The sequence below is a fragment of the Alphaproteobacteria bacterium LSUCC0396 genome (assembly GCA_041228345.1).
Taxonomy (GTDB): Bacteria; Pseudomonadota; Alphaproteobacteria; order Puniceispirillales; family Puniceispirillaceae; genus UBA3439.
Window position 1 is genome coordinate 653,751 of sequence record CP166131.1, and the last position, 26,245, is coordinate 679,995.

General features: G+C 53.7%; 22 protein-coding genes. 5 read left to right on the plus strand and 17 right to left on the minus strand.

Going from position 1 to position 26,245, the window contains the following annotated elements; genetic code table 11:
• Position 1: 1 nt before the first annotated feature.
• Both AB8881_03350 and AB8881_03355 read right to left on the minus strand, forming a co-directional pair.
• Entirely contained in the window at positions 2–931 is a 930-nt protein-coding gene (locus AB8881_03350) for a 50S ribosomal protein L11 methyltransferase (protein ID XDZ63933.1), read from the minus strand.
• On the minus strand, positions 928–3,168 hold the full coding sequence (locus AB8881_03355; protein ID XDZ63934.1) for an ATP-dependent helicase: 2,241 nt from the start codon (positions 3,166–3,168) through the stop codon (positions 928–930). Before AB8881_03355 ends, AB8881_03350 begins: the two co-directional genes overlap by 4 nt.
• Before the next feature lie 175 nt (positions 3,169–3,343).
• Here AB8881_03355 and AB8881_03360 point away from each other — a divergent pair, with 175 nt between their 5' ends.
• Positions 3,344–4,120, plus strand: a complete 777-nt coding sequence (locus tag AB8881_03360; GenBank protein XDZ63935.1) for a VacJ family lipoprotein — start codon at positions 3,344–3,346, stop codon at positions 4,118–4,120.
• Positions 4,117–4,779 carry a phospholipid-binding protein MlaC gene (locus tag AB8881_03365; GenBank protein ID XDZ63936.1) on the plus strand — a complete coding sequence of 221 codons (663 nt, stop codon included), beginning with the start codon at positions 4,117–4,119 and terminating at the stop codon, positions 4,777–4,779. Before AB8881_03360 ends, AB8881_03365 begins: the two co-directional genes overlap by 4 nt.
• Before the next feature lie 66 nt (positions 4,780–4,845).
• Here the strand turns inward: AB8881_03365 and ettA are convergent, their stop codons facing one another.
• Positions 4,846–6,525, minus strand: a complete 1,680-nt coding sequence (ettA, locus tag AB8881_03370) for an energy-dependent translational throttle protein EttA (GenBank protein ID XDZ63937.1) — start codon at positions 6,523–6,525, stop codon at positions 4,846–4,848.
• A gap of 363 nt (positions 6,526–6,888) precedes the next feature.
• Here ettA and AB8881_03375 point away from each other — a divergent pair, with 363 nt between their 5' ends.
• On the plus strand, positions 6,889–7,233 hold the full coding sequence (locus AB8881_03375; GenBank protein ID XDZ63938.1) for a hypothetical protein: 345 nt from the start codon (positions 6,889–6,891) through the stop codon (positions 7,231–7,233).
• Between the two features lie 30 nt (positions 7,234–7,263).
• Here the strand turns inward: AB8881_03375 and AB8881_03380 are convergent, their stop codons facing one another.
• Entirely contained in the window at positions 7,264–7,641 is a 378-nt protein-coding gene (locus AB8881_03380) for a hypothetical protein (protein XDZ63939.1), read from the minus strand.
• Between AB8881_03380 and AB8881_03385 the strand changes: the two genes are divergently transcribed.
• The gene (locus tag AB8881_03385) at positions 7,640–8,680 is read left to right on the plus strand and encodes an RluA family pseudouridine synthase (GenBank protein XDZ63940.1); all 1,041 of its coding nucleotides are present in this window, start codon (positions 7,640–7,642) and stop codon (positions 8,678–8,680) included. The genes AB8881_03380 and AB8881_03385 overlap by 2 nt on opposite strands.
• A 222-nt stretch (positions 8,681–8,902) precedes the next feature.
• Entirely contained in the window at positions 8,903–9,811 is a 909-nt protein-coding gene (gene rpoH, locus AB8881_03390) for an RNA polymerase sigma factor RpoH (GenBank protein XDZ63941.1), read from the plus strand.
• Here the strand turns inward: rpoH and AB8881_03395 are convergent.
• From AB8881_03395 to tolQ, 13 genes are all read right to left on the minus strand, one after another.
• Positions 9,808–11,106, minus strand: coding sequence for an adenylosuccinate synthase (locus tag AB8881_03395; GenBank protein ID XDZ63942.1), 1,299 nt, complete (start codon positions 11,104–11,106; stop codon positions 9,808–9,810). The genes rpoH and AB8881_03395 overlap by 4 nt on opposite strands.
• Before the next feature lie 337 nt (positions 11,107–11,443).
• Positions 11,444–13,033, minus strand: a complete 1,590-nt coding sequence (gene serA / locus AB8881_03400; protein ID XDZ63943.1) for a phosphoglycerate dehydrogenase — start codon at positions 13,031–13,033, stop codon at positions 11,444–11,446.
• A gap of 105 nt (positions 13,034–13,138) precedes the next feature.
• The gene (locus tag AB8881_03405) at positions 13,139–14,311 is read right to left on the minus strand and encodes a phosphoserine transaminase (GenBank protein XDZ63944.1); all 1,173 of its coding nucleotides are present in this window, start codon (positions 14,309–14,311) and stop codon (positions 13,139–13,141) included.
• Between the two features lie 150 nt (positions 14,312–14,461).
• Positions 14,462–15,817 (minus strand): phosphoglucosamine mutase, encoded by a 1,356-nt coding sequence (glmM, locus tag AB8881_03410; protein ID XDZ64500.1) that lies wholly within the window; start codon positions 15,815–15,817, stop codon positions 14,462–14,464.
• A 118-nt stretch (positions 15,818–15,935) separates the two neighbouring features.
• On the minus strand, positions 15,936–17,027 hold the full coding sequence (folP, locus tag AB8881_03415; protein XDZ63945.1) for a dihydropteroate synthase: 1,092 nt from the start codon (positions 17,025–17,027) through the stop codon (positions 15,936–15,938).
• An 11-nt stretch (positions 17,028–17,038) separates the two neighbouring features.
• Positions 17,039–18,955 carry an ATP-dependent zinc metalloprotease FtsH gene (gene ftsH, locus AB8881_03420; protein ID XDZ63946.1) on the minus strand — a complete coding sequence of 639 codons (1,917 nt, stop codon included), beginning with the start codon at positions 18,953–18,955 and terminating at the stop codon, positions 17,039–17,041.
• Positions 18,956–18,992: 37 nt separating this feature from the next.
• Positions 18,993–20,390, minus strand: coding sequence for a tRNA lysidine(34) synthetase TilS (gene tilS / locus AB8881_03425; GenBank protein XDZ63947.1), 1,398 nt, complete (start codon positions 20,388–20,390; stop codon positions 18,993–18,995).
• Complete coding sequence (locus tag AB8881_03430) at positions 20,380–21,522, minus strand: hypothetical protein (GenBank protein ID XDZ63948.1); 1,143 nt, start codon at positions 21,520–21,522, stop codon at positions 20,380–20,382. The genes tilS and AB8881_03430 overlap by 11 nt, the downstream gene beginning before the upstream one ends.
• A gap of 138 nt (positions 21,523–21,660) precedes the next feature.
• Complete coding sequence (pal, locus tag AB8881_03435; GenBank protein XDZ63949.1) at positions 21,661–22,221, minus strand: peptidoglycan-associated lipoprotein Pal; 561 nt, start codon at positions 22,219–22,221, stop codon at positions 21,661–21,663.
• A 394-nt stretch (positions 22,222–22,615) separates the two neighbouring features.
• The gene (gene tolB, locus AB8881_03440) at positions 22,616–23,965 is read right to left on the minus strand and encodes a Tol-Pal system beta propeller repeat protein TolB (GenBank protein ID XDZ63950.1); all 1,350 of its coding nucleotides are present in this window, start codon (positions 23,963–23,965) and stop codon (positions 22,616–22,618) included.
• A gap of 48 nt (positions 23,966–24,013) precedes the next feature.
• A complete protein-coding gene (locus tag AB8881_03445) occupies positions 24,014–24,997 on the minus strand; it encodes a cell envelope integrity protein TolA (GenBank protein ID XDZ63951.1) in 984 nt (327 codons plus the stop codon).
• A gap of 36 nt (positions 24,998–25,033) precedes the next feature.
• Positions 25,034–25,462: a protein TolR gene (gene tolR / locus AB8881_03450; GenBank protein ID XDZ63952.1), complete on the minus strand. Its 429-nt coding sequence runs from the start codon at positions 25,460–25,462 to the stop codon at positions 25,034–25,036.
• A complete protein-coding gene (gene tolQ / locus AB8881_03455) occupies positions 25,462–26,187 on the minus strand; it encodes a protein TolQ (protein XDZ63953.1) in 726 nt (241 codons plus the stop codon). Before tolQ ends, tolR begins: the two co-directional genes overlap by 1 nt.
• Between the last annotated feature and the right edge of the window lie 58 nt (positions 26,188–26,245).

The window sequence follows — 26,245 nt, forward strand, 5'->3', positions numbered from 1 at the left end:
TTTACGCGCCTCCACGCCAAAGCTGGGGCATTGTGCCGGCGGCGGCTGGCCGCATAATAATCGTGGTCCAATCACCAAGACAGATCCGGTGCCAAACCCGCATATTTTGCGCCCGGTATGCAACCTCGACAGATCGCGCCTGCCGGTTCAAAATGCCGGATAAAATCAACCAGCTATCCGGCGCAAGCCGCGGCACAAGATCGGGCGCCATCCGGCTCAGTGGCCCTGCAAGAATATTCGCCAGCACCAAATCATACGGCGCCTGATTGCACACAATTCGGCTGCCAAAGCCATGCGAAACCGCCAGCCGCATTTTAGCTGGTGAAATCGCATTCAGCGCACGGTTCCGCGCCGCAACACGCACGGCAACTGGATCATTGTCGGCTGCAACAATCTGGCATGACGGCCATAGACGCGCCCCAGCCATGGCCAAGATTGCCGAGCCACACCCCATATCCAGCAACCGCCGTGGGGCACTATTGCGGATCATCTGCATCGCCCGCAAGCAGCCCTCGGTCGTTGGATGGGTTCCAGATCCGAACGCCAACGCAGCATCAATCAGCAGGGGCAAACTGGCCGGTGGCTGAGGCTGGGTGACATGGCTGCCATAAATCCAGAACCGGCCGATATGCAACGGCGGAAAGGCGGCCCGATTTTCGGCCAGCCAGTCACGCGTTTCAACCGGCACCACAATAATTGGCACAGGCGTAATTCCCTGTTGCTGATAGAGCGGTGCTAGCAGACTATCAATCACCGCCGCATCCGGGGCGTATTCGAACAATGCCTCAATGTGCCAGTCGCCATTATCATCTCGCTGGTGCGAGGTGGCAACACTGTCCAAAAGCTCGCTGAAGACCAGCTCAAATACCGCCATTGCCTTGTCATCCAGCCGTGCTGGCAGTGATAGCGCCGCCGATTGAAGTGCTGTCATGGTTTACTCACAAATCCTGAAACTACTTTTTTATGGCCAGCTTTATCAAAGGCAATCAATAGCTTATCACCATCAATCGTCAAAATATTTCCCATGCCGAATTTCTGGTGAAACACCCGATCGCCGATAGTGAATTCGGTTTTGTTATTTGCCGGTTCCCAGCCGCCCTCGGCCGGCTGTGCGCGCCGTGCTTCCATGCGCCGCCAGCCTGCGCCGTACCCACCAACAGCAAAGCCACCAAATCCGTTACTGCCGTTATCGCCAAGTTGCGGCGCACTGACCCGGCCAAGCCCCATGCCTTGCGCCAGATCCTCGATTATATTTTCACGAGGCAATTCCTGCACAAATCGCGACGGTATCGACGATTGCCATTGCCCGTGAATCCGGCGGCTATTGGCGAAACTGATAAAAAGATCATGCCGCGCCCGGGTAATGCCTACATAGGCAAGGCGGCGTTCTTCTTCCAATCCGACAGCCCCATTTTCATCCATGGTCCGTTGGCTGGGGAAAACCCCTTCTTCCCACCCGGGCAAAAAGACCGCGTCAAATTCCAATCCCTTTGCCGCGTGCAACGTCATCAATGTCACCTCGCCATGTTCAGGGTCGGCATCGCCATCAGTGACAAGGGCGATATGTTCGAGAAAGCCCTGTAGCGAGTCAAAATCCTGCATCGCATTGATCAATTCGGTTAGGTTCTCCAACCTGCCCTCGGCATCTGGAGATTTATCAAGCTGCCACATTTTTGTATAGCCGGACTCATCAAGCACCATTTTGGCAAGGTCACCCTGATGAACCGATCCCGCAAGATCGCGCCAGCGTTTGATATCCTGCACAAAACTATGCAGCGTATTTCGGGCTGCAGGGCGTAATTCTTCAGTTTGCACCAGATCAATTGCCGCCGCCAAAAGCGGTTTGTCAGATGCCCGCGCCTGAATATGCACCGCCTGCAAACTGGCCGTGCCAAGCCCGCGTTTCGGCGTGTTGATAATGCGCTCAAAAGCAAGATCATCAGATGGCTGGGCAATCAGCCGCAAATAAGCCACCGCATCACGTATCTCGGCGCGCTCATAAAACCGCGCCCCAACCACCCGATATGGCAGACCAATCGCGATAAACCGTTCTTCAAATTCACGCGTTTGAAAGCCAGCCCTTACCAGAACGGCAATTTGTGAGAGATGCACCCCGTCCTTCATCATGGTTTCGATCTGACTGGCTATATTACGCGCCTCATCCGGCCCGTCCCAATACCCATTAACGCGCAGCTTTTCACCATCGCCTGACGCGGTAAAAAGCGTTTTTCCAAGCCGCGTTTCATTATGCGCAATGATTTTAGACGCAGCTGCAAGAATATGCCCGGTCGAACGATAATTCTCTTCAAGCCGCACCGTTTTCGCGCCGCTGAAATCACTCTCAAAGCGCAAAATATTGCCAACCTCAGCGCCGCGCCAACCATAGATTGACTGGTCATCATCACCAACGCAGCACAGGTTATTACGGTTACCTGTCAGCAACCGCAGCCATAAATACTGCGCGACATTAGTATCCTGATACTCATCCACCATAATATGAGTTATCCGATTCTGATATTCCGCCAACACATGTGCATGGGCTGTAAAGATGCTCAGCATATGCAGTAACAAATCACCGAAATCAACGGCGTTTAGCGCGATCAGGCGCGCCTGATAACGTTCATACAGCGATCGAACCCGCCCATTGGCAATATCCCCCGCCTCGGCAAGCCTGACTTTTTCGGGCGGTAAGCCGCGATCTTTCCAGCGCTGGATAACCCCGCCAAGCATCCTTGCGGGCCAGCGTTTTGGATCAATATCTTCGGCGTCCATCAATTGTTTAAGCAGCCGTATCTGGTCATCAGTATCAAGAATGGTGAAATCAGACCGCAGGCCGACCAAGTCAGCATGGCGGCGCAGCATCTTGGCGGCCAGCGCATGAAATGTACCAAGCCAAACCTGTTCGGCCATCGGGCCAACCAGACTGGCAACCCGCATTTTCATTTCGCGCGCCGCCTTATTGGTAAAGGTTACCGCCAGAATATTCCACGGCTTTGCCGTACCACTTGCCACAAGCTCGGCTAGCCGCGAGGTTAGAACACGGGTTTTACCGGTGCCGGCACCCGACAAAACCAAAAGCGGGCCGTCAAGGGTTCGCACAGCCTCTCTTTGCGCCGTGTTCAGCCCGTCAAGCCAGGGACTGGATGGTGTTTTTATAACTTCGTTCATGATGCCCTAAAACTCGCAAATAGGGCTGGTCCGGTCAATCGCAATAGGGCGATCCGTGGCACTTATTTTTTAAGGTTTGGCTAGATAAGCCGATCATGGCTGCCGAATCATTTTTGCATTCTGGGTTTATTGCGATATGTTGCATATACCCAGCCAAAACCGTGGACAGATCATTATGTTTGCATCACCAGAAAACATCGCACGCAAAGCCCGCCTTTTGCCGTTGATGGCAATGATCGTCGTGGCTGCGTGTAGTTCTGTTCCCGAGACCGAACGTACCGACCAGCGTGACCCCTATGAAGCATCCAATCGGAAAGCCTTTGCCTTTAACATGGCGGTTGACACACATCTGCTGGAACCAGCGGCTAGCAGCTATCGAAAGCTAATGCCAATGGCTGGACGCCGTGCCATTGACAATCACGTTGACTGGACGGGGCTTCCCGCCACCACATTCAATTCAACCCTGCAAGGCCGGTTTGAAAATGCCGGACTTTCAGCGATACATTTTACTATTAACAGCCTGACACTCGGCCTGATTGACCTGACCGAGAACCCAAAGGCGGTGAAGGAACAGGATTTTGGCCAGACATTGGCGTCATTTGATGTGCCTGAAGGCAATTATCTGATGGTACCGCTGCTCGGCCCCAACACAAGCCGCAGCCTGACCGGGCGGATTGTTGATGGGGTGACGAACCCGATGTCGTTCCTGAAAGCCGGCAGTTCGATTGGGACCATGCAGTCATTGCGCACCCCGGTAGCCGTTGTTGCCCAGCGCGCAAACCTGTTTGAACCCCTTAATGATGTGAAATATAATTCGCTTGATCCGTATGCCCGCACCCGCTCGCTTTATTATCAGGGACGGGCCGGCCGGATTAATGCCAAGATCGGTAAGCCAACCGACAACCGCACAACCGACGATCAGTTTGAGTCATTCCTCGAGAATCCAAAATGATGATTTTGACACAAACCCTTAAAATGCTGACGACAGTAAAGCGCTGGCTTGGCAAAAAGCTGATGGTAATCTGCCTTTTACCGATGGCGTTGGCTGGCCTGCCTGCCCATGCCGACAGCCAAATCAATGCTGCCACCGAGGTTATCACCAAGATGATTGGCGAGGTCGAAGCATATCTTGCCACTGATTCTGGTGATGTTGCGAAACGCACGCAAAATATCGCCCAGCTTTTTGACACGCATTTTGATTTAGAGGGCATCGCCCGTTTTTCGGCTGGGCCTTACTGGCGCGCCGCCACCGATCAGGAACGCATCACCTATATCCAGACCATGCGCGATGTGATGGTTGGTACAGTGGTGCGTAATTTCGACCAATTATCGGGGCTGAATTTCACCACTATCGACAGTCAGGCAAAGGGCGAGAAGATGGTGCTGGTGCGCGGTACATTCAATGATGCCACCGGCAAACGCCCACCAGTTTCAGTCAGCTGGCGCGTCATCACACCCAGTGCAGCACCGGCAAAGGTTCTCGATGTCGAAATTGAGAACATCTCGATGTTGGTGACCCAAAAACAGGAAAATATTGCCATTATCCGCAAAAATGAAGGCCGGTTTTCCGCACTGATTGAGGCCATGAAAGAACGCCGCCAATCCCGCTAATGTCACGCCCGCTTTATGGTATCGAAAAGCGTCCAGCCGGAAAAACCGGCTGGATTGAGCACTCATCTAGCGTGAAATCGGTTTATATTTGATCCGTGTTGGCCGATCAGCATCAGCCCCAAGACGGCGCTTTTTATCGGCTTCATAGGCTTCGTAATTGCCCTCAAACCATTCAACATGGCTATCGCCTTCAAATGCCAGAATATGGGTTGCAATCCGGTTAAGGAACCAGCGGTCGTGGCTGACCACAACAGCGCAGCCGGCAAACTCCAAAAGCGCCTCTTCAAGGGCCCGCAGCGTATCAACATCAAGATCGTTGGTTGGCTCGTCAAGCAGCAGAAGGTTAGCGCCTGATTTCAGCATACGTGCCAAATGCACGCGGTTGCGTTCACCGCCGGACAGCTGGCCGACCGTCTTTTGCTGGTCGCCACCTTTAAAATTGAATTGGCCGACATAGGCGCGCGACTGCATGGTGCGCTTGCCAAGCTGAATATCTTCCATCCCGTCAGAGATAACCTGCCAAACGGTCTGTTTGTCGTCCAGCGCATCGCGTGACTGATCGACATAGCCCAGCTTTACCGTTTCCCCGACAGCAAAATCACCGGCATCAGCGGCTTCATCGCCGGTAATCATCCGGAATAATGTGGTTTTACCGGCACCGTTCGGGCCAATCACCCCAACAATACCGCCCGGCGGCAAACGGAATGACAGATCATCAATTAACAATCTATCGCCAAAAGCCTTGCGAAGACCATTTGCATTGATCACCACATCGCCAAGGCGCGGGCCTGCCGGAATTGAAATTCGCGCCACATCAACTTGGCGCTGCTGATCATCGGCAAGCAGCTTTTCATAAGCATTAATCCGCGCCTTTGACTTGGCCTGACGCGCCTTTGGTGCCGCGCGCACCCATTCCAGTTCACGCGACAATGATTTAACCCGCGCATCATCAGCCCGGCCTTCCTGCTCAAGCCGCTTCTGCTTTTGCTCAAGCCAGCCCGAATAATTACCCTCATAGGGAATACCAGCACCGCGATCAAGTTCAAGAATCCAGCCAGCAACCTCGTCAAGGAAATAGCGATCATGCGTAATCGTCACAACCGTGCCGGGGAAGTCATGCAAAAACTTCTGCAACCAGGCAACAGACTCGGCGTCCAGATGGTTTGTCGGCTCGTCAAGCAGCAGCATATCAGGCGCGCTTAGCAATAATTGGCACAGCGCAACACGGCGCTTTTCACCACCCGACAGTTTTGTTACGTCGGCGTCGCCCGGCGGCACCCGCAACGCATCCATCGCGATTTCGGCCTTGCGCTCGAGATCCCACGCATTAATCGCGTCAATTTCTTCTTGGAGTTCCGCCTGTTCAGCGATGACTGCATTCATTTCATCATCGGTCATTTCTTCGGCAAATTTCGCGCTAACCTCGTTAAACCGGTCGACCAGCTGTTTCGCGCGCCCCATGCCGGCCAGCACATTCCCCGCCACATCCAATGATGGATTCAGTTCCGGCTCCTGCGCCAGATAACCAACCTTAATCCCATCGGCGGCCCAAGCCTCGCCTTGGAATTCGGTCTCGATACCCGCCATGATTTTCAACAATGTTGATTTACCAGACCCGTTCAAGCCCAAGACACCAATTTTGGCACCGGGCAGGAATGACAGGCTGATATTTTTCAGAACTTCCTTACCACCGGGCCAAGCCTTGCTTAAGCGATTCATTACATAAACATACTGATGGCTTGCCATGATTTTTGCGTCCTTTTCCCGGCCTCGACGAGGTTCAACTAGTGATTGGCGTCAGATGATTGGGCGGCAGCACTGGACAAAATCCGGGACTGCGTACGGCCAATATCTATCCCGCCCATATGTATCTTTTTTTGCCGCAATATGCCAGCCCTCGATCATTTCCGATGAATAAAAGGCAGGCGCGCCGCGCTAGCGTGGCTGTCATCGATCGAGTTTGACGATGATCACCTTTGGAGCAGGTGCGATTTCGAGGCAAGCGCGGCGTTCGATCCGATATCTTGGGCTTGCGCGAAATGGCATATTCGGTTTTTATTGTGGAATTCTAAAAATATCACCGCTACCAGCAATTTAGGATCTGCTCGCATGACAACCACCACGCCACCGATCGGCATTTTGATCGACCTGCCTTTTGGTTTTCTGATGTGGACGAGCATTGCGCATTTTCTGCTGATCATCGTGATGAATGAGGATAGCACCTTTGGCCTATTGCGGATATTGCGCGGCATAAATGCGCCGATCCATGCGGTGATCAAACTGGTCAAGCCACATTTTATCATCACTCGTTTGGTGCCGCTTTATGCCGCCCTGATCCTGTTTATCCTGCGCTATTATCTATTGCCACTGGTACTTGGATTTGATGTTTGGAGCTTTACTGATATGCCGCTGGAACGGCTGTTATTATCCGCAAAATCAGATCTCGGTCTCTAGGTCCGGTCATCATTGGCGCATTTTGTTGGCCTATTGGGCCGATATAATGCGGGTTTTCCTCTGGATTTTACCTGACGCATCAAGCTGCCATAATTGTTGGCCTGTTTTATCCTCGATGATCACGAGCAATTTCCCTTTTTCGCCAAGGCTGGCACCAGTAATTTTGCTGTCAGCCGGAATGGTCAGTTCGGTCTGCTGAATTGCCTTGGACGAACTGGCTACGGTCAGACGGCTGTAAATGGTCACAATGATCACCACCAGCGCGGCAACAATCAGCACCGCCATGATAATGGCCATCGCCTTTATCAAGCCAAGATTGCGCACCACCGCGGATGGTGCCTCTGCTGCCATTTCAGATGATTGGGGGACTGTTGTAGTGGCCGGTTTTACGTTATTGTCCTGATCCATGACCTATTCCTCTGATGATCCATCAACCCGTCTCGTTCATCTTGCCGCTGACGATGTTCCCGCAGACCGCATTGACCGGTTTCTGACAGCCCATTTTGGCACGCCAAGCCAGCCATTGTCACGCAGCCGGATTAAGGCGCTGATCCTTGACGGGCAGCTTAGCGAAGATGGCCGCACCCTAACCGATCCATCGGCACCGGTCAAACCCGGCGCGACCTATCTGTTGATTTTACCGCCACCTGTCGACGCCGTGCCAAAAGCGGAAAATATCGCGCTGAATATACTTTTTGAGGATGCGCATCTGATTGTCCTCGACAAGCCAGCCGGCCTCGTGGTTCACCCGGCGCCCGGCTCGTTAACCGGCACATTGGTCAATGCGTTGATTGCACATTGCGGGCCATCGCTTACCGGCATTGGCGGGGTTATGCGGCCGGGCATCGTCCATCGCCTTGATAAGGACACCTCTGGCACCATGGTTGTTGCCAAAACCGATGCGGCGCATCATGGCCTGACCGGAATGTTTGCCGCGCATGATCTTGACCGGCGGTATCAGGCACTTGTCTGGGGCACAAATGTTGAACGTGATGGCATTATTGACCAGCCGATTGGCCGCGCCAGCTTTGATCGCAAACGCCAAGCCGTCACGACAAAAGGGCGCAATGCCGTAACGCATTGGCAATTGCTGCGCCGCTTTCCCCCGTTTGGATCACATATCGAATGCCGTCTGGAAACTGGTCGGACACATCAAATTCGTGTTCACATGGCGCATATTGGCCATGGGGTAATTGGCGACCCGCTATATGGGCGGGCGCCACGCGCCGGTCAGATGCCAGATAATCTGGCACGCACCGGCCTGTCGCAAATGCGCGCCTTTGGACGGCAGGCATTGCACGCTGCACATCTTGGGTTTGCCCATCCGATCACCGGCGAGCCTCTAGAGTTTGCAACACCGCTTCCCGATGATATGGCGGCACTTTTAGCACTGATGGACCGCACGGTTTTGGATCGCGCTACCGGCAAAACCCACCCATCTGAATAGGCTTTATTTTTGCTCATTTTATGGGTAATTATTCTTTTTAAAGCCCGTATATGTGCGAAAATTAGAATTATTGAAAAAGACTTTTGCAAAAAACAGCCTTAATCTGGCCGCGTTTAAATGGTTAAATTTTTCCGTGGAAATCTGTTTGTGATCGCCGCATGGGTGGCTGATTTCGGTGCCCCCCGACGATGTTTTGAGTTCGAATACAGAGGAGAGATAAAGATGGTCGCAAAAGCAACGCTTCCCGCGCTAAGTCCTGATGGCAACCTTTCACGCTATCTTGAGCAAATTCGCGCCTTTCCAATGCTGGAACCGGGCGAAGAATATATGCTTGCCAAATCATGGAAAGAAAAAGGGGACGTTCAGGCCGCGCACAAGCTGGTTACCAGCCATTTGCGGCTTGTTGCCAAAATTGCGATGGGCTATCGCGGCTATGGGCTGCCAGTTGCCGATCTGATTTCTGAGGGCAATCTTGGCATGATGCATGCGGTCAAAAAGTTCGAACCGGAAAAGGGGTTTCGGCTGGCTACCTATGCGATGTGGTGGATCAAGGCAGCGATTCAGGAATATATTCTCCGGTCATGGTCGCTGGTCAAAATTGGCACGACAGCCGGTCAGAAAAAGCTGTTTTTCAACCTGCGCCGGATAAAGGGCCAAATTCAGGCCATTGATGATGGTGATCTGAAACCAGAACAGGTTACCCAGATTGCCACCCAGCTTGACGTGTCCGAAGCCGAGGTTATCTCGATGAATCAGCGTATGGCGGGCAATGACCGGTCGCTGAACTTGCCTCTAAGCCGCGATGGTGAAGGCAGCGGCGAATGGCAGGACTGGCTAGAGGATGACAGCACTGATCAGGAAACCACGTTTGCCGAACAGGAAGAATATGGCGCCCGCCGCGATCTGATGGTGGTGGCGATGCAGGGATTGAACCCGCGCGAACAACGCATTCTCGAAGCCCGCAGGCTGGCAGAGCCGCCGCTGACCCTAGAAGACCTCGCTGCTGAGTTCGATGTCAGCCGTGAACGGATCCGCCAGATCGAGGTGCGCGCCTTTGAAAAGCTGCAAAAGGCGGTTCGCGACAAGGCCGAAGAATTACAGCTATTGCCGCATCACAGCGGGGCTAGTTAGCCCTCAAACGGGTCTTTAACCAGAATCGTATCGTCACGCTCGGGGCTAGTTGACAGCAACGTCACCGGCAGCTTTGTCAATTCTTCGACACGGCGGATATATTTCACCGCATTGGCCGGCAATTCGGCCCAGCTGCGCGCACCATAGGTGCTGTCTGACCAACCGGGCATTTCCTCATAGACCGGTTTGCATGCGGCCTGTGCGCCTGCATCTGAGGGGAAGTAATCCATTACGGTATCGCTACCTTCAACCTTATAGCCAACACAAATCTTTAAGGTTTCAAATCCGTCAAGAACATCCAGCTTGGTCAATGCCATGCCGCTAATGCCCGCAACATGGCCCGCTTGGCGTACCATTACCGCATCGAACCAGCCGCACCGCCGTTTGCGACCCGTGACGGTTCCAAATTCACGGCCTCTTTCGCCCATCCGGTCGCCATCAGTGCCAAAATCCTCGGTCGGGAACGGGCCACTGCCAACGCGGGTTGTATAGGCTTTGGTGATACCAAGAACAAAGCCGATATCTGTTGGACCAGTGCCTGATCCGGTGGCCGCCTGACCTGCCACTGTATTGCTGGAGGTCACGAACGGATAAGTGCCATGATCGATATCAAGCATGACGCCTTGTGCACCCTCAAACAGCACCCGTTTATTTGCCACCCGTGCATCCGCAAGACAGCGCCAGCTTTGGCCGGTGTAAGACAGCAATTCATCGCGCATCGCAACGAGATCGGCCTTCATCTTATCGGCATCGGCAAGCAGCTGACCCGCGGCGGCAAGCCAGACATTGTGATGCGCAACAAGCGCCGCCAGCTTTTCCGACATCACATCATCCGACGCCAGATCGCCAAGACGAATCGCACGCCGCGCAACCTTATCTTCATAAGCCGGGCCAATGCCGCGTCCGGTTGTACCAATTTTTGCAGCGCCACGAAGCGCCTCACGCGCAGCATCAACCGCCTGATGAACCGGCAGGATCAGCGCCGCAGATTCTGAAACCAGCAGGCTAGATGGGCTAATCACCGCGCCCTGATCACGCAGAATGCCAATTTCTTTTAGCAAATGCGCCGGATCAATGACCACGCCATTACCGATAACCGACAGCTTTCCCGGCCGCACAATCCCGGATGGCAGCAATGACAATTTATATTCAACACCGTCGATCACCAGTGTATGGCCAGCATTGTGACCACCCTGAAATCTGACAACAACATCAGCACGACTTGACAGCCAATCGACAATCTTGCCTTTGCCTTCATCGCCCCATTGCGCACCGATAACTGCTACATTTGTCATGCAAAACCCTTTGTCCCTATGCGGGGATCGACAGCAAGATCGAAACCAGAGCAGACGTCTAACAGCTGCAGTGATTGCAACAGATAATACGCGTCTACCGTGAAACCATAGATCATGCCGACGGGCCGCATGAACCGCGGCAGGTTATAGCAGAGTTTGCGCGGCAAAGGCAACGGTGCCTTGCCCCCCAAGCCGGTTAATTTCTGACACCTAGCGCCCGTCTATATCCCCAAACAAGATGGCATAAGGCATGGCATAAAACATGGGGTTTTACGAGGCGATGCCAAAAGATGCACCATCCAAGACTGCAACCTTGCCCCTATCCGGATTTAGGCGTTTATAGATCCTGCGCAAAATGCAGCGCATCAGCCCGCACCACCTGATCAAGTGCACGAATTTCCGGCAACATCGTATCCGGCAACCCGCCATCAATCTCGACCAGCGCAATCGCCTCGCCGCCAGCCTCGCGCCGGCCAAGGTGAAAGGTCGCAATATTGACCCCGTTCTTGCCGCAAAGACTGCCAAGGTCACCGATAAAGCCCGGCTTGTCATAGTTGCGCAGATATAAAAGGCTTGCTGGAAAGTCAGACTCGACCGCAATATGCTGCACCTCAACGATACGTGGCTTATTCCCGCCGACCAACGTTCCGGCAATCGTACGATCACCCGATTTATGCGAGATCGTTACCCGAAGCAGTGTCTCATAATCGCATTGCCGATCATGGCGTATTGTCGAGACCGCGATGCCATTTGCCGATGCCACAGCCGCCGCGTTCACCATATTGACCGATTCCATTGCTGGCCCCAGCAACCCAGCCAAGGTTGTGGCAACAACCGGTTCCGGATTCAGTGATGATGCCTTGCCATCCAGCTCGATCACCACGGCGGTTACGCCATCCGATTCCACCTGCCCCAGAAACGCCCCCAGCAAGCCGCCAAGTGCCATATATGGTTTCAGGATTGGCGCCTCCTCGGCCGAGACTGACGCCATGTTTAGCGCGTTTGTGACCGCGCCCTTGATCAGATAATCAGACATTTGTTCAGCCACCTGAAGCGCGACTTTTTCCTGTGCTTCGGTCGTGCTGGCGCCAAGATGCGGCGTTGCAATCACGTTATCAAAGCCGAACAGCACATTGTCGGTAGCCGGCTCAACCTCAAACACATCAAAGGCCGCACCAGCAACATGACCGCTGGTCAATGCCGCCGCCATCGCCAATTCATCAACAAGGCCGCCGCGCGCGCAATTGATAATCCGCACGCCTTTTTTCGTCTTATTTAACGCATCAGCACTAATGATATTGCGGGTCGCATCGGTTAATGGCGTATGCAGGGTGATAAAATCAGCCCGCGCCAGCAACTCGTCTAGTTCCAGCTTTTCAATGCCAAGCCGCGTTGCATTTTCTGAGCTTAGATAGGGATCATAACCGATAACCCGCATTTTCAGCCCCTGCGCACGTTCAGCAACAATCGTACCGATATTGCCACAGCCAATAAGACCAAGCGTTTTGCCGGTGATTTCTGTTCCCATAAAGCGAGATTTTTCCCACTTACCAGCCTTCGTAGATGCGTTCGCATCAGGGATTTGCCGCGCTAACGCCAGCATCATGGTGATCGCGTGCTCGGCCGTTGTGACCGAGTTACCATGCGGCGTATTCATGACGATCACGCCGCGTTTGGTTGCGGCGGCAATATCGACATTATCGACCCCGATACCCGCACGGCCAACAACCTTGAGGTTTGTCGCCGCATCCAGAATTTCACGCGTAACCTTGGTCGCCGACCGGATTGCCAAACCATCATAATCGCCAATAATGGCCTTTAATTCGTCTGGTGTCAGGCCATGTTTTACATCAACCTCAATACCATGTTTCTCAAAAATCTTGGTGGCGTAAGGGCTTAGCTTGTCGCTGATCAGTACTTTTGGCATTATCTCATCTCATTAATAAAAAGCCCGTATGAAAGGGCAGGACTGCGCGCGGCTCATTGGAGTGATCTTACGCACGCAGCAATATTGAAAATTACGTGAACCGATTTAAGCTGCCGCCAATGCAACCTGCCGAATTTCTGCATATGCCCAATCAAGCCACGGCAACAACGCCTCGATGTCACTTGGCTCGACGGTCGGGCCAGCCCAAATCCGCAAACCCGGAGGCGCATCACGGTAAGATGCCGCATCCATGGCGACACCCTCGTCCTGTAGACGTTGATCAAGGCGCGCCGCAACCGCTTTTTTTTCAGCGTCATCAAGGCTGACAAACCACGGATCAATGATCGACAGTGTGATACCGGTATTAGATATTGTTGCCGGATCTTCAGCCAAAAAGCCAAAATAAGGTGTGGTCTCTACCCACGCCTTGACCGCAGCAAGGCTGGCCTCGGACCGCGCAATCAACGCTGGCAAACCGCCAATTGATTTTGCCCAGCCCAAGGCGTCAACCGCATCCTCGATCACCAGCATTGACGGGGTATTGATCGTTGAGGCACCAAAAATCCCCTCATTCAACTTGCCTTTTGAGGTGAGCCGGAACAGCTTTGGCACCGGCCATGATGGGGTATGCGTTTCCAAGCGTTCAACTGCACGCGGCGAAAGGATCAGCACACCATGTCCACCCTCACCACCAAGCGATTTCTGAAAGCTGAAGGTCACGACATCAAGCTTGTGCCACGGCAGATCCATGGCAAAGCAGGCCGATGTTGAATCGGCAATTGTCAGACCGGCGCGGTCGTCTGGTATCCAGTCACCATTTGGCACCTTGACACCGGCAGCGGTACCGTTCCAAGTGAAAATCACGTCATTATTGAAATCAACTGCACTGAGGTCAGGCAGCTGCCCGTAAGGCGCAACACGGACGACCGGATCAATCTTTAGCTGGCTGACAGCATCGGTGACCCAATCCTTGCCAAAGGCTTCCCACGCCAAAACCTCGACGCCGCGGGCCCCAAGCAATGACCACATCGCCATTTCGACGGCGCCAGTATCAGACCCCGGCACAATACCAATGCGGTAATCATCAGGCAGGCCAAGAACCTCGCGGGCGAGCTTCATTGCTTCTTTGATTTTGCTTATTGCTGGTTTGGAGCGATGCGACCGGCTAGTGCAGGCATCGTTCAGTGAGGCTTGTGACCATCCGGGGCGTTTCTTTGTTGGCCCAGATGAAAAATACGGCATAACCGGACGGATTGCCGGCTTGGCATATGTTGTCATAACACGTTCTCGCGCTCAAATTTGACCACCCGTTGGGGGATGGCGACCCGTCGAAAGGGATCGCACAAAATCATAGTTTGAGTCAACATACTGAAGAAAGCCGTAAGGGAAATATATTCCTATAATTTAACCTATTGATATATAGTGATTTTACTTCACTTCGGCTTTGATGCGCAAAATTAACGCTGTCATGACCTCGTTCAAAAGCGCTTCATTATCAGCCTCAGCCATCACCCGAACCAATGTTTCAGTGCCAGAAGGGCGGACCAAAATGCGCCCCTTGCCGTTCAAGCCCTCATCAATCTTGGCAAGATCACGCTGCAGGCTTTCATCATCAAGCACCGCCGGATCAATCCCGCGCAAATTTTCCAGACGTTGCGGATTCGGGGTGAAACTGTTGAACAGCGCACTGGCTTTTTTACCGCTGGCTTTCAACAAGGTCAGCATTTGCAGTGCGGTTAACAGGCCGTCACCTGACCGGGCAAAGTCGGTCATCAGCACATGACCCGACGGCTCACCGCCGAGGTTAAGCCCGTTTTGACGCATCTTTTCCAGAACATAGCGATCTCCAACTGCGGCGCGGTGCAGGGTAATTCCAGCAGCGCCAAGCCGGGTTTCAAGGCCGCGATTACTCATCACCGTACCAACCACCGCCGCGTTGGCAAGTTTACCACGTTCCTGCATGGCAAGCGCAAGACAGCCCAAAATTTGGTCACCATCAATGATCTTTCCCGTTTCATCAGCCATGATCAAACGGTCGGCATCACCATCAAGACAGATACCAGCATCCGCGCCATGCGCAACAACGGCGGTCGCCATCATCTGCGGATGCACTGCACCACAATTCTCGTTGATGTTAAAACCATCGGGCGATACTGATAGCGGCACAATTTCGGCGCCCAACTCATAAAGAGTGTCAGGTGCAGTGCGATAGGCCGCGCCATTGGCGCAATCCACCACCAGCTTTAGCCCATCGAGACGGGTGCGGCCAGGCAATGTAGATTTCGCAAATTCGACATAGCGTCCGACCGAGTCCAGCATCCGTCGGGCACGGCCAAGGTCCGGCGCATTAGCAAGTTCAATAGACCCTGCTGCCAAGGCCGATATCCCAGCTTCGATGTCATCATCAAGTTTAAACCCGTCTGGGCCAAACAGCTTGATACCATTGTCGTGGTGCGGGTTGTGACTGGCAGATATCATCACCCCCAGTTCGGCCCGCAGTGAGCGCGTCAGATGCGCCACCGCAGGCGTGGGAATAGGGCCAAGCAACCGGCAATCAAGCCCGATTGAGGTAAAGCCTGCAACCATCGCCGACTCCAGCATATAGCCAGATAGCCGCGTATCCTTGCCAATAACCACAATGGGGCGGGCGTTACTCGAGCGGTCATTATGATCAGCAAACCAGCGCCCGGCGGCCAAAGCCAGCCTTACAACCGCCTCGGCAGTCATTGGCCCTGTATTAATGCGCGCCCGAATACCATCGGTGCCGAATAATCCTGCCATGATGTTCCCCTGTTATTCAGATTGTCACATTTCTAACGAGCTACGCGCGGTGTGGCCGCTCCAGGGCCTAGGATAGAATAGCTTGACCCTATTTCACAAGCGCACAAAAACAAACCGGCAGCTAGTTATCCGTCGCCCTTAACGCCGCCTCAACTGCCAATGCCTGTGCCGTTTCGCCAACATCATGTACACGAATAATCTGTGCGCCTTGGCGCCATGCCGCGGCTGCCAGCGCCAATGATCCGGCAAGCCGCGCATCAGCGGGTTCACCAGCAGATATTTTTGCAATTGACGATTTGCGGCTAGCACCAAAAAGCACCACAACCCCCAGCCCATGAAACAGCGACAACCAATTCACCAGTGCTAGATTATGCGCCACTGTTTTGCCAAAGCCAAAACCCGGATCAATCGCGATTGACGCTGCTGGAATCCCAGCCGCAATGGCCGCCTCGACACGCGCGCGCAGGAATTCATAAATCTCGACCGGTGCGAAATCATAATATGGATCCTGCTGCATCGTTTCTGGCGTGCCCTTCATATGCATCATCGCCACTGGTGCGCCGCTTTTTGCTGCCGCCTCTAATGCACCCTCGCCCTGCAAGCTCTCAACATCATTGATAATCGCGGCTCCGGCTGAAACAGCCCGCGTCATCACCACCGCATGGCGCGTATCAACCGAGGTTAAGATAGCCTCACGGGAAAGCCCCGTAATTGGTGGTATAATTCGTGCCAGTTCTTGATTGCGGCTGATGGGTGCTGCACCCGGGCGGGTAGACTCGCCGCCAATATCAATGATCGATGCTCCGGCTGCCGCCATCGCCTTACCCGCGGCAATCGCCTTTGCTGGCAAAAGATTAGTACCGCCATCAGAAAAGCTATCTGGGGTCACATTCAACACGCCCATCAGATGTGCCCGCCCCATATCAAGACCGGCATATTGCGGGCGTGCGGCGGTAATCCGGTCAAGGGCAGCACTGGCAAGATTGCGATCATCCGCATCGGCAAGCAGCTGATCTGATGACATCCGGCTGGCACAATATCCGCCATTCCCGTCAGCCATCACGACATCAAGCTGGGTAAAGCTGGCAACCCCGCCAGCAATACGGTAGCCGCCGCGCGATGTAATAATCGGACGCAGCCATGTTGGCTGGCAAAAAGGCGGCAGTTTTAATGCCGCCTCATAGGCTAGTTTCGGGTCGTTAGATGCGGTCATCGGACAGAAATCTAGGCAGGTTCACTACCCGGATTTTTTGGCCGGCCGGTACCCGGAAGACCTGTCCGTGATTTACGCTTTGGCTTTTGGTTGATCGGCGTATCTTCGGCGTCTTTGCGAACCAATGTGCCGCCCTCAACGATGATTTTGATCTCGTCGCCATCCAGCGTTTCATATTCAAGCAGCCCTTGTGCCAGACGCTCAAGCTCGACAGCAAACTTTTTCAATATCTTGGTTGCATCCTTGTACGCCTCATCAACAATCCGGCGCACTTCTATATCAATCGTCGAGGCAGTGGCATCGGCAACATTCTTTTGCTGTGAAACCGACCGGCCAAGGAAGACCTCTTGTTCATCCGCGCTGTACGCAAGAAAGCCCAATTTATCCGACATGCCCCATTCGGTGACCATGCGGCGTGCCATGTCTGTTACCATCCGGATATCCGATGACGCGCCGGTTGTTACCTTGTCATTACCAAAGATCAGTTCTTCGGCAATACGGCCACCACAAGCCACACGCAAATCAGCATGAATCTTGTCACGCGCCAGCGAGATACGATCCCCCTCGGGCAGCCGCATCACCATGCCAAGCGCGCGCCCGCGCGGGATGATGGTTGCTTTGTGAATTGGGTCAGATGCCGGACAGTGCAGCGCCACAACCGCGTGACCTGCCTCATGATAGGCAGTCAGGCGCTTTTCATCGTCGGTCATCACCATCGAACGACGTTCCGAGCCAAGCATAACCTTGTCTTTGGCCTCTTCAAATTCGGCCATAGAGACAGTCCGCCGCCCCTTACGCGCCGCCAGCAAGGCCGCCTCATTCACCAGATTGGCAAGGTCAGCACCAGAAAACCCCGGGGTTCCACGTGCAATCACACGCGGCTCAACACCTTCGGCAAGCGGCGTCTTGCGCATATGCACTTTCAAAATTTTCTCGCGGCCCATCACGTCGGGGTTTGGCACCACCACCTGACGGTCAAAACGACCCGGGCGCAACAGCGCGGGATCAAGCACATCAGGACGGTTCGTTGCGGCAATCAGGATGACCCCTTCATTCGCCTCAAACCCATCCATTTCCACAAGCATCTGGTTCAACGTCTGTTCGCGCTCGTCGTTACCGCCGCCAAGACCGGCACCGCGATGGCGGCCAACAGCATCAATTTCGTCAATAAAGATGATACATGGCGCGTTTTTCTTGCCTTGTTCAAACATATCGCGAACCCGGCTGGCACCAACACCAACAAACATTTCGACAAAGTCAGAGCCAGAAATCGTGAAAAACGGCACATTTGCCTCGCCAGCAATCGCCTTGGCGAGCAAGGTTTTACCTGTACCGGGAGGGCCTACCAGCAACACGCCTTTCGGAATTTTACCACCAAGACGCTGAAACTTGCCCGGATCTTTGAGGAATTCTACAACTTCTTCCAGTTCGGTTTTGGCCTCATCAATACCGGCCACATCCTCAAATGTGACGCGCCCCTGATGTTCGGTCAGCAGCTTTGCCCGGGATTTACCAAACCCCATCGCGCCGCGGGAACCGCCCTGCATTTGCCGCATGAAGAAAATCCAGATGCCAATGAATAACAGCATCGGGAACCATGACAGCAGGATCGAAAAGAAACTTGGCATACCGCTATCTTCGGGCGTCGCAACAATGCGGACATCATTTTCGTCAAGCACCTTCACCACATCGGTCGATGGCGGCATTACCGTGGTAATTACGCGTCCGTTACCTGCCTTACCGCGCAAATTACGCCCGTCGATCAGCACCTCTTCGATCTGGTTCGTTTTGACCTGCGCGACAAAGTCGGAATAGGCCACCTGATCGGACGGGGTGTTTGTTGAAGGGCTCTGGAACATATTAAATAGTCCCATAAGCGCCGCGCCAAAAATAAGCCAGATGATGATATTACGTGCCAGATTATTCACTAGATTTATCCTATCCCGGGTTCAACCTATGCCAGATTCAACCCATCAATGTATTGGCAAGAAATACTGGGCGCCTTGCCATGCCTAAAAACCGCGCCGAGGTAACAGCTGACGACTGTGTCCGATCTCCCCTTTTTAATTGGGGATAAATCAAGCCGCCGTCAAGGGTTGTTACGACAGGAATTGCCTGTCGGGCGCGATATGGCAGCGAACGCCATGATAAAGGCAGCGCTTGGCCGGTAGAACACCTGTCAGAGCTGGCAAAAATCGCGGTCGCATCAGCAAACGCCTGAACGATTCCAGCCCGCTCACTTTGCACCAGCCAACAGCCAGCAAAAACAACCTCCTCACCCGCAATAACAGGCATCGCACGCGGGTTGCGACCGGTTTCACGAAACAGGCGATACTCACTTGGCTTTTTGTCTCGGCAAGACGTTTTGTCCGGTCTAGCTGATTTATCTGTCTTGGCCGATGTGACGGGGCTGAAGTGACAGCCGCCAATGGTTGCAGACCGACCATCTTTGCACCGATCATAAAGACGATCCAAAGCGCCGGAAGATGGGCCGTAATCAGCGCCGCCAACCGCCATGATCAGTCGGCGCATGGCCAGCCTCCAGACAGGTTGCGGCAAATCCAGCAATGCCGTCATCGCGATGCTGGCAAATCCAGCCTCATGCAAATCAACCGCCCCCGCAAACCGGCGATCAGCCGCAGTCTCAGCAGCCATAGCCAACCGCGCCGCCGCATCACCAAGGCGGTGCAGATGCCGTGATGAAACCGCGCCTGATACGGCAGTTTGCTGGTCAATTTCAGCCAGAAATCTGCGAATACGAACACGCTCAAAAACCGTGTTTTCATTACTGGAATCAGTCTCAAAATCACAATCCAGCAATCGGCAAATTGCAACAAGCTGATCAGGCGTCCACGCCAGAACAGGCCGGCCGATTGAAACGTCATGCTGTATCCGGCAGGCTGGAATACCAGCAAGACCAGCAAGTCCCGAGCCCTTTAACAGACGCATTGCGACCGTTTCAGCCTGATCACCTGCATGATGCCCAAATAACAGGGCTGCGTCGCGTTGCCGCGCCATTGATCGTAAAATATTATGCCGGTTCAGACGCGCCCATTCCTGCAGACCAGACGCCGGACGCGGTGCGGTAATCGGAATGATATCGGCAGAAATCTGATAGCGCAGCAGCCGCGCCTGAACACGGCGCGCCTCTGCCCCGGCTTCAGCGCGCAATTGATGATTTATGATCACCGCTTGATGCGGCTTTCCCGCCACCGCCGCATAGCGCGCGGTAAGCAAGGCCAGTGCAGTACTGTCCGGCCCGCCCGATACCGCCGTTAGATACCCATTGCACTGGTCAAGCCCCAGCCGCGCCATCGCCGCAGCAAAGCGATCATCATAGGCAATGATAGGGTTAGCTGTCACATTTTGCAGCATCACGAAGGGCGGCAAGCCGGGTCATAAATGATTCCGGCGGCGTGTCCAGCAGCTTTGGCAGGGATTCATAAATTTCACACGCTTGTTCCGGCGGGGCAAAATTCGACACTGATTCGGCAATCCACATTGTTGTATCCACAAGCCGCGCATCGGCAGGATAGGCGGTGTTAAACTCGGAAAAAGTCATTGCCGCCTTTTCATATTCGCCACGCATAAACTGAACCCGGCCTAACCAGAATGTGGCATCGGCCTCGCGCTCATGCCCCTTGTTAAATATACGGAATTCGGCAAAGGCCAATTCGGCTGTTTCCAGATCATTTTGCAGGGCGCGCCCTAGGGCAAATCGGTATTGTTCTTCCGGGCTAACCGCCGGCAGGACCTCGGGTTGGGCTGGCTCAACCGGCTGCGCCGCGGCGGCCACTTCTGCTGTCATGTTCTTTGCGTCGGCGTTATTTCCAGCAGTTGCCAGCGGCATTGCATCACCGCCGGACAATGCCGGATCAGCTGGCGTGCCTTCGGGCGCATTACCAACCGCCTGCACCTCGGATTGGGCATTATTACTCAGCGTATCAAGCTCACGGTTGAGCGCGCCTTCTTCGACCGACCATTTCATCACACCGCTGTTGCTCTCGCGCGTCATCTGAACATTTGCTGGCGCATCTGCAGCCATCGTTTCTTGTTGTGCTGTTGCCGAGGCAAGCTCACTGCCGCCAAGCGAAATCAGCGTTTGCACCCGCTTTTCCAGACGAAGGAGGCGAAATTCGGTATCTGAGGTGATTTCTAAAGTTCGCTCCATCCGGCGGCTTGTCGTCGCCAGCGTATCATTCAGCCGTTCCATCTCGTTACGAAGTGCATTCAGATCGGCAATTTGCGCCGTTCCAGCTTGCGCCGAGCTTGAGCCAAGCTGTTCAACCTTCATTTTGATTTCACGAAGATCCTTCTCAACTACCCCGCGAATTTCCTTTAAACCCTGTTCGAGAATATCCATACGTTGCTGGTGCCGCGTTAACAGCGCACTGGTGTTTGATGAGATTGCACCATCGCTACCAATGTTCTGAGCCATGGCATTCCCGGGCACCATCAAACTTGCCACCACCAAAAAGACTATCCGTTTGTTCATACCGTCTGTTCCCAACGCTGAAAATCAAGGTGGATGACCGCAATCATCCAGTGCTGCCACCATAGAGACGGTTTTAGGCAGAAATTAGGCAAAAAAAAGAGGAGCTATTGCTCCCCTTACTCTTTAGGTGCAATCGGCTTAGTTGAGAAGCGTTGCAGCGCGACGATTTTTCGCCCACGAGTCTTCGTTTGAGCCCACAACTGACGGGCGCTCTTTACCGTATGAAACGGTGCGGATGCGCGCCGCGTTCAGGCCTTTGGCCAGCAAATAATCGCGCACAGAAACTGCACGACGATCACCAAGCGCGAGGTTGTATTCTCGGGTTCCGCGCTCATCAGCGTGCCCCTCGATGATCACAACCATTGTTGGATTTACGTTCAAAAATGCTGCCTGACGGTCAAGTGTGGCTTGCGCCTCACCATCCAACTCGGAGCTGTCAAAACCAAAATAGACAGTGTTACCGACCTGAGCTAGCTTTTCAGCGTCACTCATCTGCGTTGCGGCTGTTGTACTACTGCTAGACGATGCGGCGCTAGCTGTTGCGCTGCCTGTCGAACTGCCTGTCGAACTGCCTGTCAAACTGCCTGTCGAACTGCCTGTCGAACTACCGGAAGCGCTATCTCCCGAAACATTTGATGCTGTTTCACAAGCAGCAAAGAGGAACGCTACAGCGAAAAGAGCGAGGATTCGTTGAAACATCTATATGCTCCCTATTTGTTGGTCCGGTATACCGGATGGTTTGTCTTCCGCTTTGTTATAGGTGACCAGATACACAACGCACGCTTGATTGTCACTACATTCGTTTCACGGACATGCTCATCAACCAGCTTTCGCCAGTCTTTATCTACTTTGTGCATAGCCTAAAACCAGCAAGAATGAAACCCAAAAGTTATTCAATAGGCACTAAAACAAAGAATTTCTCGAGGAAATTCCCGCCACCCCGTTCCTGCGAATTCCCCAAAAAACCCATAGATGTCACCCTGCGAACCGGCGTAGCACGGCCTCGTTTGGGCGCATTAAACCGCCAGCAACATGCCCGTTGCCCGCGCTTTTGAGCCTTTAAAAACGCATAATGCCATTCACGCAAAACGATCTAGCGCAATATAGGTGACCATGCCGGATCAGACGCATCCGACGGCGTAATAATCCGTTTTTCGTTAAAGCCGGTAATATCGATCCGGTAAACATGAGTATCACCGCCACTGCCATCAGTTTCGAAAGGCTGTTGCTTAAAATACATCAACACACGACCATTTGGCGCCCATGTTGGGCCTTCAACAAGAAACCCGCTGGCAAGCAGTCGCTCATCACTGCCATCAACATTCATCACCCCGATATAAAACTGGCCATTAGCCATTTTGGTAAAGGCGATAATATCACCACGCGGCGACCAGACCGGCGTTGCGTAACGCCCCTGATTAAAGCTGATCCGCCGCACATTAGCCCCGTCGGCATCCATCACATATAGCTGCTGGCTGCCGCCACGATCCGAGTTAAAGACGATCTGCTTGCCATCTGGTGAATAGGACGGCGATGTATCAATCGAGGCTGATTGCGTCAGACGGTTAATCGCCTGTGTGCGCATATCCATTTCGTAAATATCGGTCATGCCATTTTGCGCGAGGCTCATAATCAGCTTGTCCCCGGACGGGGCAAATCGCGGCGCGAATGTCATCCCCGGAAACGAACCAAGCCGTTCGGTTCGCCCCGTCGCAATTTCAAACAGATAGACATTTGGCTCGTCGTTAAAATAGTTCAGATACGCAATCTCATTTGCAGTTGGCGAAAAGCGCGGGGTAAGAACCAAATCGGCACCAGAGGTTAGATATTGATGATTATGCCCATCCTGATCCATGATTGCCAAACGTTTCAGACGGCGGCTTTGCGAGCCGGATTCAGCAACATAAACAACGCGCGTGTCAAAATAGCCGGTATCGCCGGTGAATTCTTCATAGACAAAATCGGCGATTTGATGCGAGATGCGGCGGATCGCCGCCTGATCAGCATTGCCGCCACCGCCGGTGATATTACGCTGGATCACCGCGTCCCATAGCACAAATTCAACTTGCAGCATTCCAGCACCATCGACATAGGCCGACCCGACAAGCAGTCCTTTCACGCCCAATGGTGTCCAATTCGTAAAATTTGGCCGGATAGATGGTGCCTTTGGCGGCTCGATAAACGCAGCGCTGTCAACCGGTGCAAACAGGCCAGAGCTTTCTAGATCTTCTGAAATAATTTGCGCAATCTGCTTGCCAATTTCAGTAACCTTGCCGTCCGGACCGGTAAAATTAGCAATCGCAATCGGCGTTGGCGCCACCTGACCTTCGGTAATATCGATCCGAAGCTGCGCATGTGCCAGATTACTTAACAGGCCAAAACAGGTTACCATCACGGCTATCAGTCGAAAGAACATCATCATTGTCAGCCTATTCCCATTCATTTCTTTTCGCCTTTGGGTAGCGCGCCATTGCGTTTTCCCATTTTATCGTTAACGGGTTAGGAATTTTGGATCAAACCCGAAAATAAAGCTTTTCCACTGTTCGTACTTGTCCAATGGCACTGGCAGCGGCGAGCATTTAAACATTGTGCGAATAGCCTCATCCGCCGCAACCCGGTATGTCCGGTCGGTGGCAAGCCGCATTTTGTTATCAACCTCGGCGGTCAAAACCTTTCCGTCTCTATCTAACGTGACAATTATGTCAACAATTAGCGTGTTTGCCCCTGCTGTGCCAATTGGCGGCGACCAGCATGATGACACATGCTGGCGGATACGATCAATATCAGACAGGCCAAGCGGGCCAACGACCGGTTTATCCGGTGCGCGGATAGCGTTACCAGCCGCCGATGTCAGGCTCGAGCTCAGTTTTTCGGCTGCATCTTTGCGCTCTTGTTCACGCCGCTTCTTTTCAGCCTCCTCAGACACAGCCTTTGCCTTGGCAAGGTTTTGCATTACCCCGCTCAACGCATCCTGACGCGCTTTGTCTAACGCCTTTTGGCGTGCCAGCTTATTGACGCGCGTCGGTGGTGATTGCGGCACTGGAACCGGCGCCTTTTGTGCTGCCACCTGCTTTGGCTTGGATTTTGGCGGGGCTGGCGGTTGCTTGATTTCCGGCTTTGGTTTTGGCTTTGGCGCGACTTTTTGCGGCAAAATCTCGGCTTTTAGATCAGGTGCCTTTGGCAGTGGCTTTGGGGCTGGCTTTGGGGCTGGCGGTGTTGGCGGTTTGGCGCGCGGTGGGGCCGGCGGAGGTGGCGGCGTTGGCTTTTTAGAGCGGGCCTCTTTTTGTTCCTGCTTTGCCGTGCTTGGCTTGTCGCCCTGATCCAGATTTGTCGTTGGCACAGATTGCACCATTTCCATCACAATAATCGGCTGTTCCTCGGGCAGATCACGCTTGATCGACGGCAGACCAATCCACGCCAGCACAACAACACTGACGTGCAGTCCAACCGAAATTAACAGCGAACGACGATCCATTTCTAGCGTTCCACGCGCATCTGCATCAGCTAGCCATTATTTTGCTTCGGGCAGCTGGGCCACCAAGGCAACCTTTTCAAATCCGGCCGACTGTATCCGCCCCATAACGCCCAGCACCTCGCCATAAGTCACCGCCTTGTCGCCGCGAACAAAAATACGGACATCGGGATTGGCGTTAGATATTGCCTTTAGGCGCGGGATTAAAACCTCAGCCTCAACCGCGGTTTCCTGCAAATAAAGGCTGCCGTCAGATTTGATCGAAACCACCAAAGGCGCCGCATCGGCATTAATGGCACCGGCTTTGGTTTTCGGTAAATCAACCTCGACCCCGACGGTTAAAAGTGGCGCCGTAACCATAAATACGATCAACAGCACCAGCATCACATCGACAAACGGCGTGACGTTAATTTCGCCCATTGGGCGATGCCGCCTGCCGCCGGTCGAACGTTTGATCCCCGCACCCATTATTTACCGCCTTCATCGAGCTGGCGTGCCAACAGCGTGCTGAATTCCTGCGCAAAGGTTTCCAGCCTCGCGCCAAACCGTTCCAGATCACCGGCAAATTTATTATAGGCAATCACTGCTGGAATTGCTGCCGCCAGACCCAGCGCCGTGGCAAACAGCGCCTCGGCGATACCCGGCGCAACAACAGCAAGGCTGGTATTTTTGGACTCGGCAATTGACTGGAACGAACTCATGATCCCCCAGACCGTGCCCAGCAACCCGACAAAAGGTGATACCGAGCCGATTGAGGCAAGAAAATTCATCCCCCGTTCCATCCGTTCCATCTCGCGGGTGATGGTAAAGGTCATTGACCGGTCAATCCGGCTAACCAGTGAGGCGCGCAGATCAGCCCGGGCCGAATCTGCTAGCCCGCGCGCAGTTGCCCGGCGCCACTCGCGCATCGCCGCCACAAACACAATCGACATCGCATCGCGGGGGTTTGCGCCGGTATCATCATAGAGCTTGTCTAACGAGCCGCCTGACCAGAACGCATCTTCAAAGGCGTGTGCTAGCCGGCGCTCGCGCCGAATGATGGTAATTTTTTCAACAACAATGGCCCAGCACCACACCGATGCCAGAACCAGCAACACCATAACCAGTTTGACAAAAGGATCCGCCGCCCAGAACAGGCCCATGATGGTGAGATCTGCACTTGAATGGGTTACCGTCATTTCCACAGAATTCATTTAACTACCCTTTGTTTTCGCCTTAACGGCATTCAATTTTGCATCCACATGACACGTG

What these genes read in the sequence shown, in the direction of transcription:
- rpoH (XDZ63941.1), top strand. Translation starts at nt 8,903, where the DNA reads ATGGTCGCAAAAGCAACGCTTCCCGCGCTAAGTCCTGATGGCAACCTT.
- tolR (XDZ63952.1), bottom strand. Translation starts at nt 25,462, where the DNA reads ATGGGTGCGGGGATCAAACGTTCGACCGGCGGCAGGCGGCATCGCCCA.
- folP (XDZ63945.1), bottom strand. Translation starts at nt 17,027, where the DNA reads ATGACCGCATCTAACGACCCGAAACTAGCCTATGAGGCGGCATTAAAA.
- pal (XDZ63949.1), bottom strand. Translation starts at nt 22,221, where the DNA reads ATGTTTCAACGAATCCTCGCTCTTTTCGCTGTAGCGTTCCTCTTTGCT.
- ettA (XDZ63937.1), bottom strand. Translation starts at nt 6,525, where the DNA reads ATGGCAAGCCATCAGTATGTTTATGTAATGAATCGCTTAAGCAAGGCT.
- AB8881_03365 (XDZ63936.1), top strand. Translation starts at nt 4,117, where the DNA reads ATGATGATTTTGACACAAACCCTTAAAATGCTGACGACAGTAAAGCGC.
- AB8881_03350 (XDZ63933.1), bottom strand. Translation starts at nt 931, where the DNA reads ATGACAGCACTTCAATCGGCGGCGCTATCACTGCCAGCACGGCTGGAT.
- AB8881_03405 (XDZ63944.1), bottom strand. Translation starts at nt 14,311, where the DNA reads ATGACAACATATGCCAAGCCGGCAATCCGTCCGGTTATGCCGTATTTT.
- AB8881_03385 (XDZ63940.1), top strand. Translation starts at nt 7,640, where the DNA reads ATGACCTATTCCTCTGATGATCCATCAACCCGTCTCGTTCATCTTGCC.
- serA (XDZ63943.1), bottom strand. Translation starts at nt 13,033, where the DNA reads ATGCCAAAAGTACTGATCAGCGACAAGCTAAGCCCTTACGCCACCAAG.
- AB8881_03445 (XDZ63951.1), bottom strand. Translation starts at nt 24,997, where the DNA reads ATGGATCGTCGTTCGCTGTTAATTTCGGTTGGACTGCACGTCAGTGTT.
- AB8881_03380 (XDZ63939.1), bottom strand. Translation starts at nt 7,641, where the DNA reads ATGGATCAGGACAATAACGTAAAACCGGCCACTACAACAGTCCCCCAA.
- AB8881_03395 (XDZ63942.1), bottom strand. Translation starts at nt 11,106, where the DNA reads ATGACAAATGTAGCAGTTATCGGTGCGCAATGGGGCGATGAAGGCAAA.
- AB8881_03430 (XDZ63948.1), bottom strand. Translation starts at nt 21,522, where the DNA reads ATGAACAAACGGATAGTCTTTTTGGTGGTGGCAAGTTTGATGGTGCCC.
- AB8881_03355 (XDZ63934.1), bottom strand. Translation starts at nt 3,168, where the DNA reads ATGAACGAAGTTATAAAAACACCATCCAGTCCCTGGCTTGACGGGCTG.
- tolQ (XDZ63953.1), bottom strand. Translation starts at nt 26,187, where the DNA reads ATGAATTCTGTGGAAATGACGGTAACCCATTCAAGTGCAGATCTCACC.
- AB8881_03375 (XDZ63938.1), top strand. Translation starts at nt 6,889, where the DNA reads ATGACAACCACCACGCCACCGATCGGCATTTTGATCGACCTGCCTTTT.
- AB8881_03360 (XDZ63935.1), top strand. Translation starts at nt 3,344, where the DNA reads ATGTTTGCATCACCAGAAAACATCGCACGCAAAGCCCGCCTTTTGCCG.
- tolB (XDZ63950.1), bottom strand. Translation starts at nt 23,965, where the DNA reads ATGAATGGGAATAGGCTGACAATGATGATGTTCTTTCGACTGATAGCC.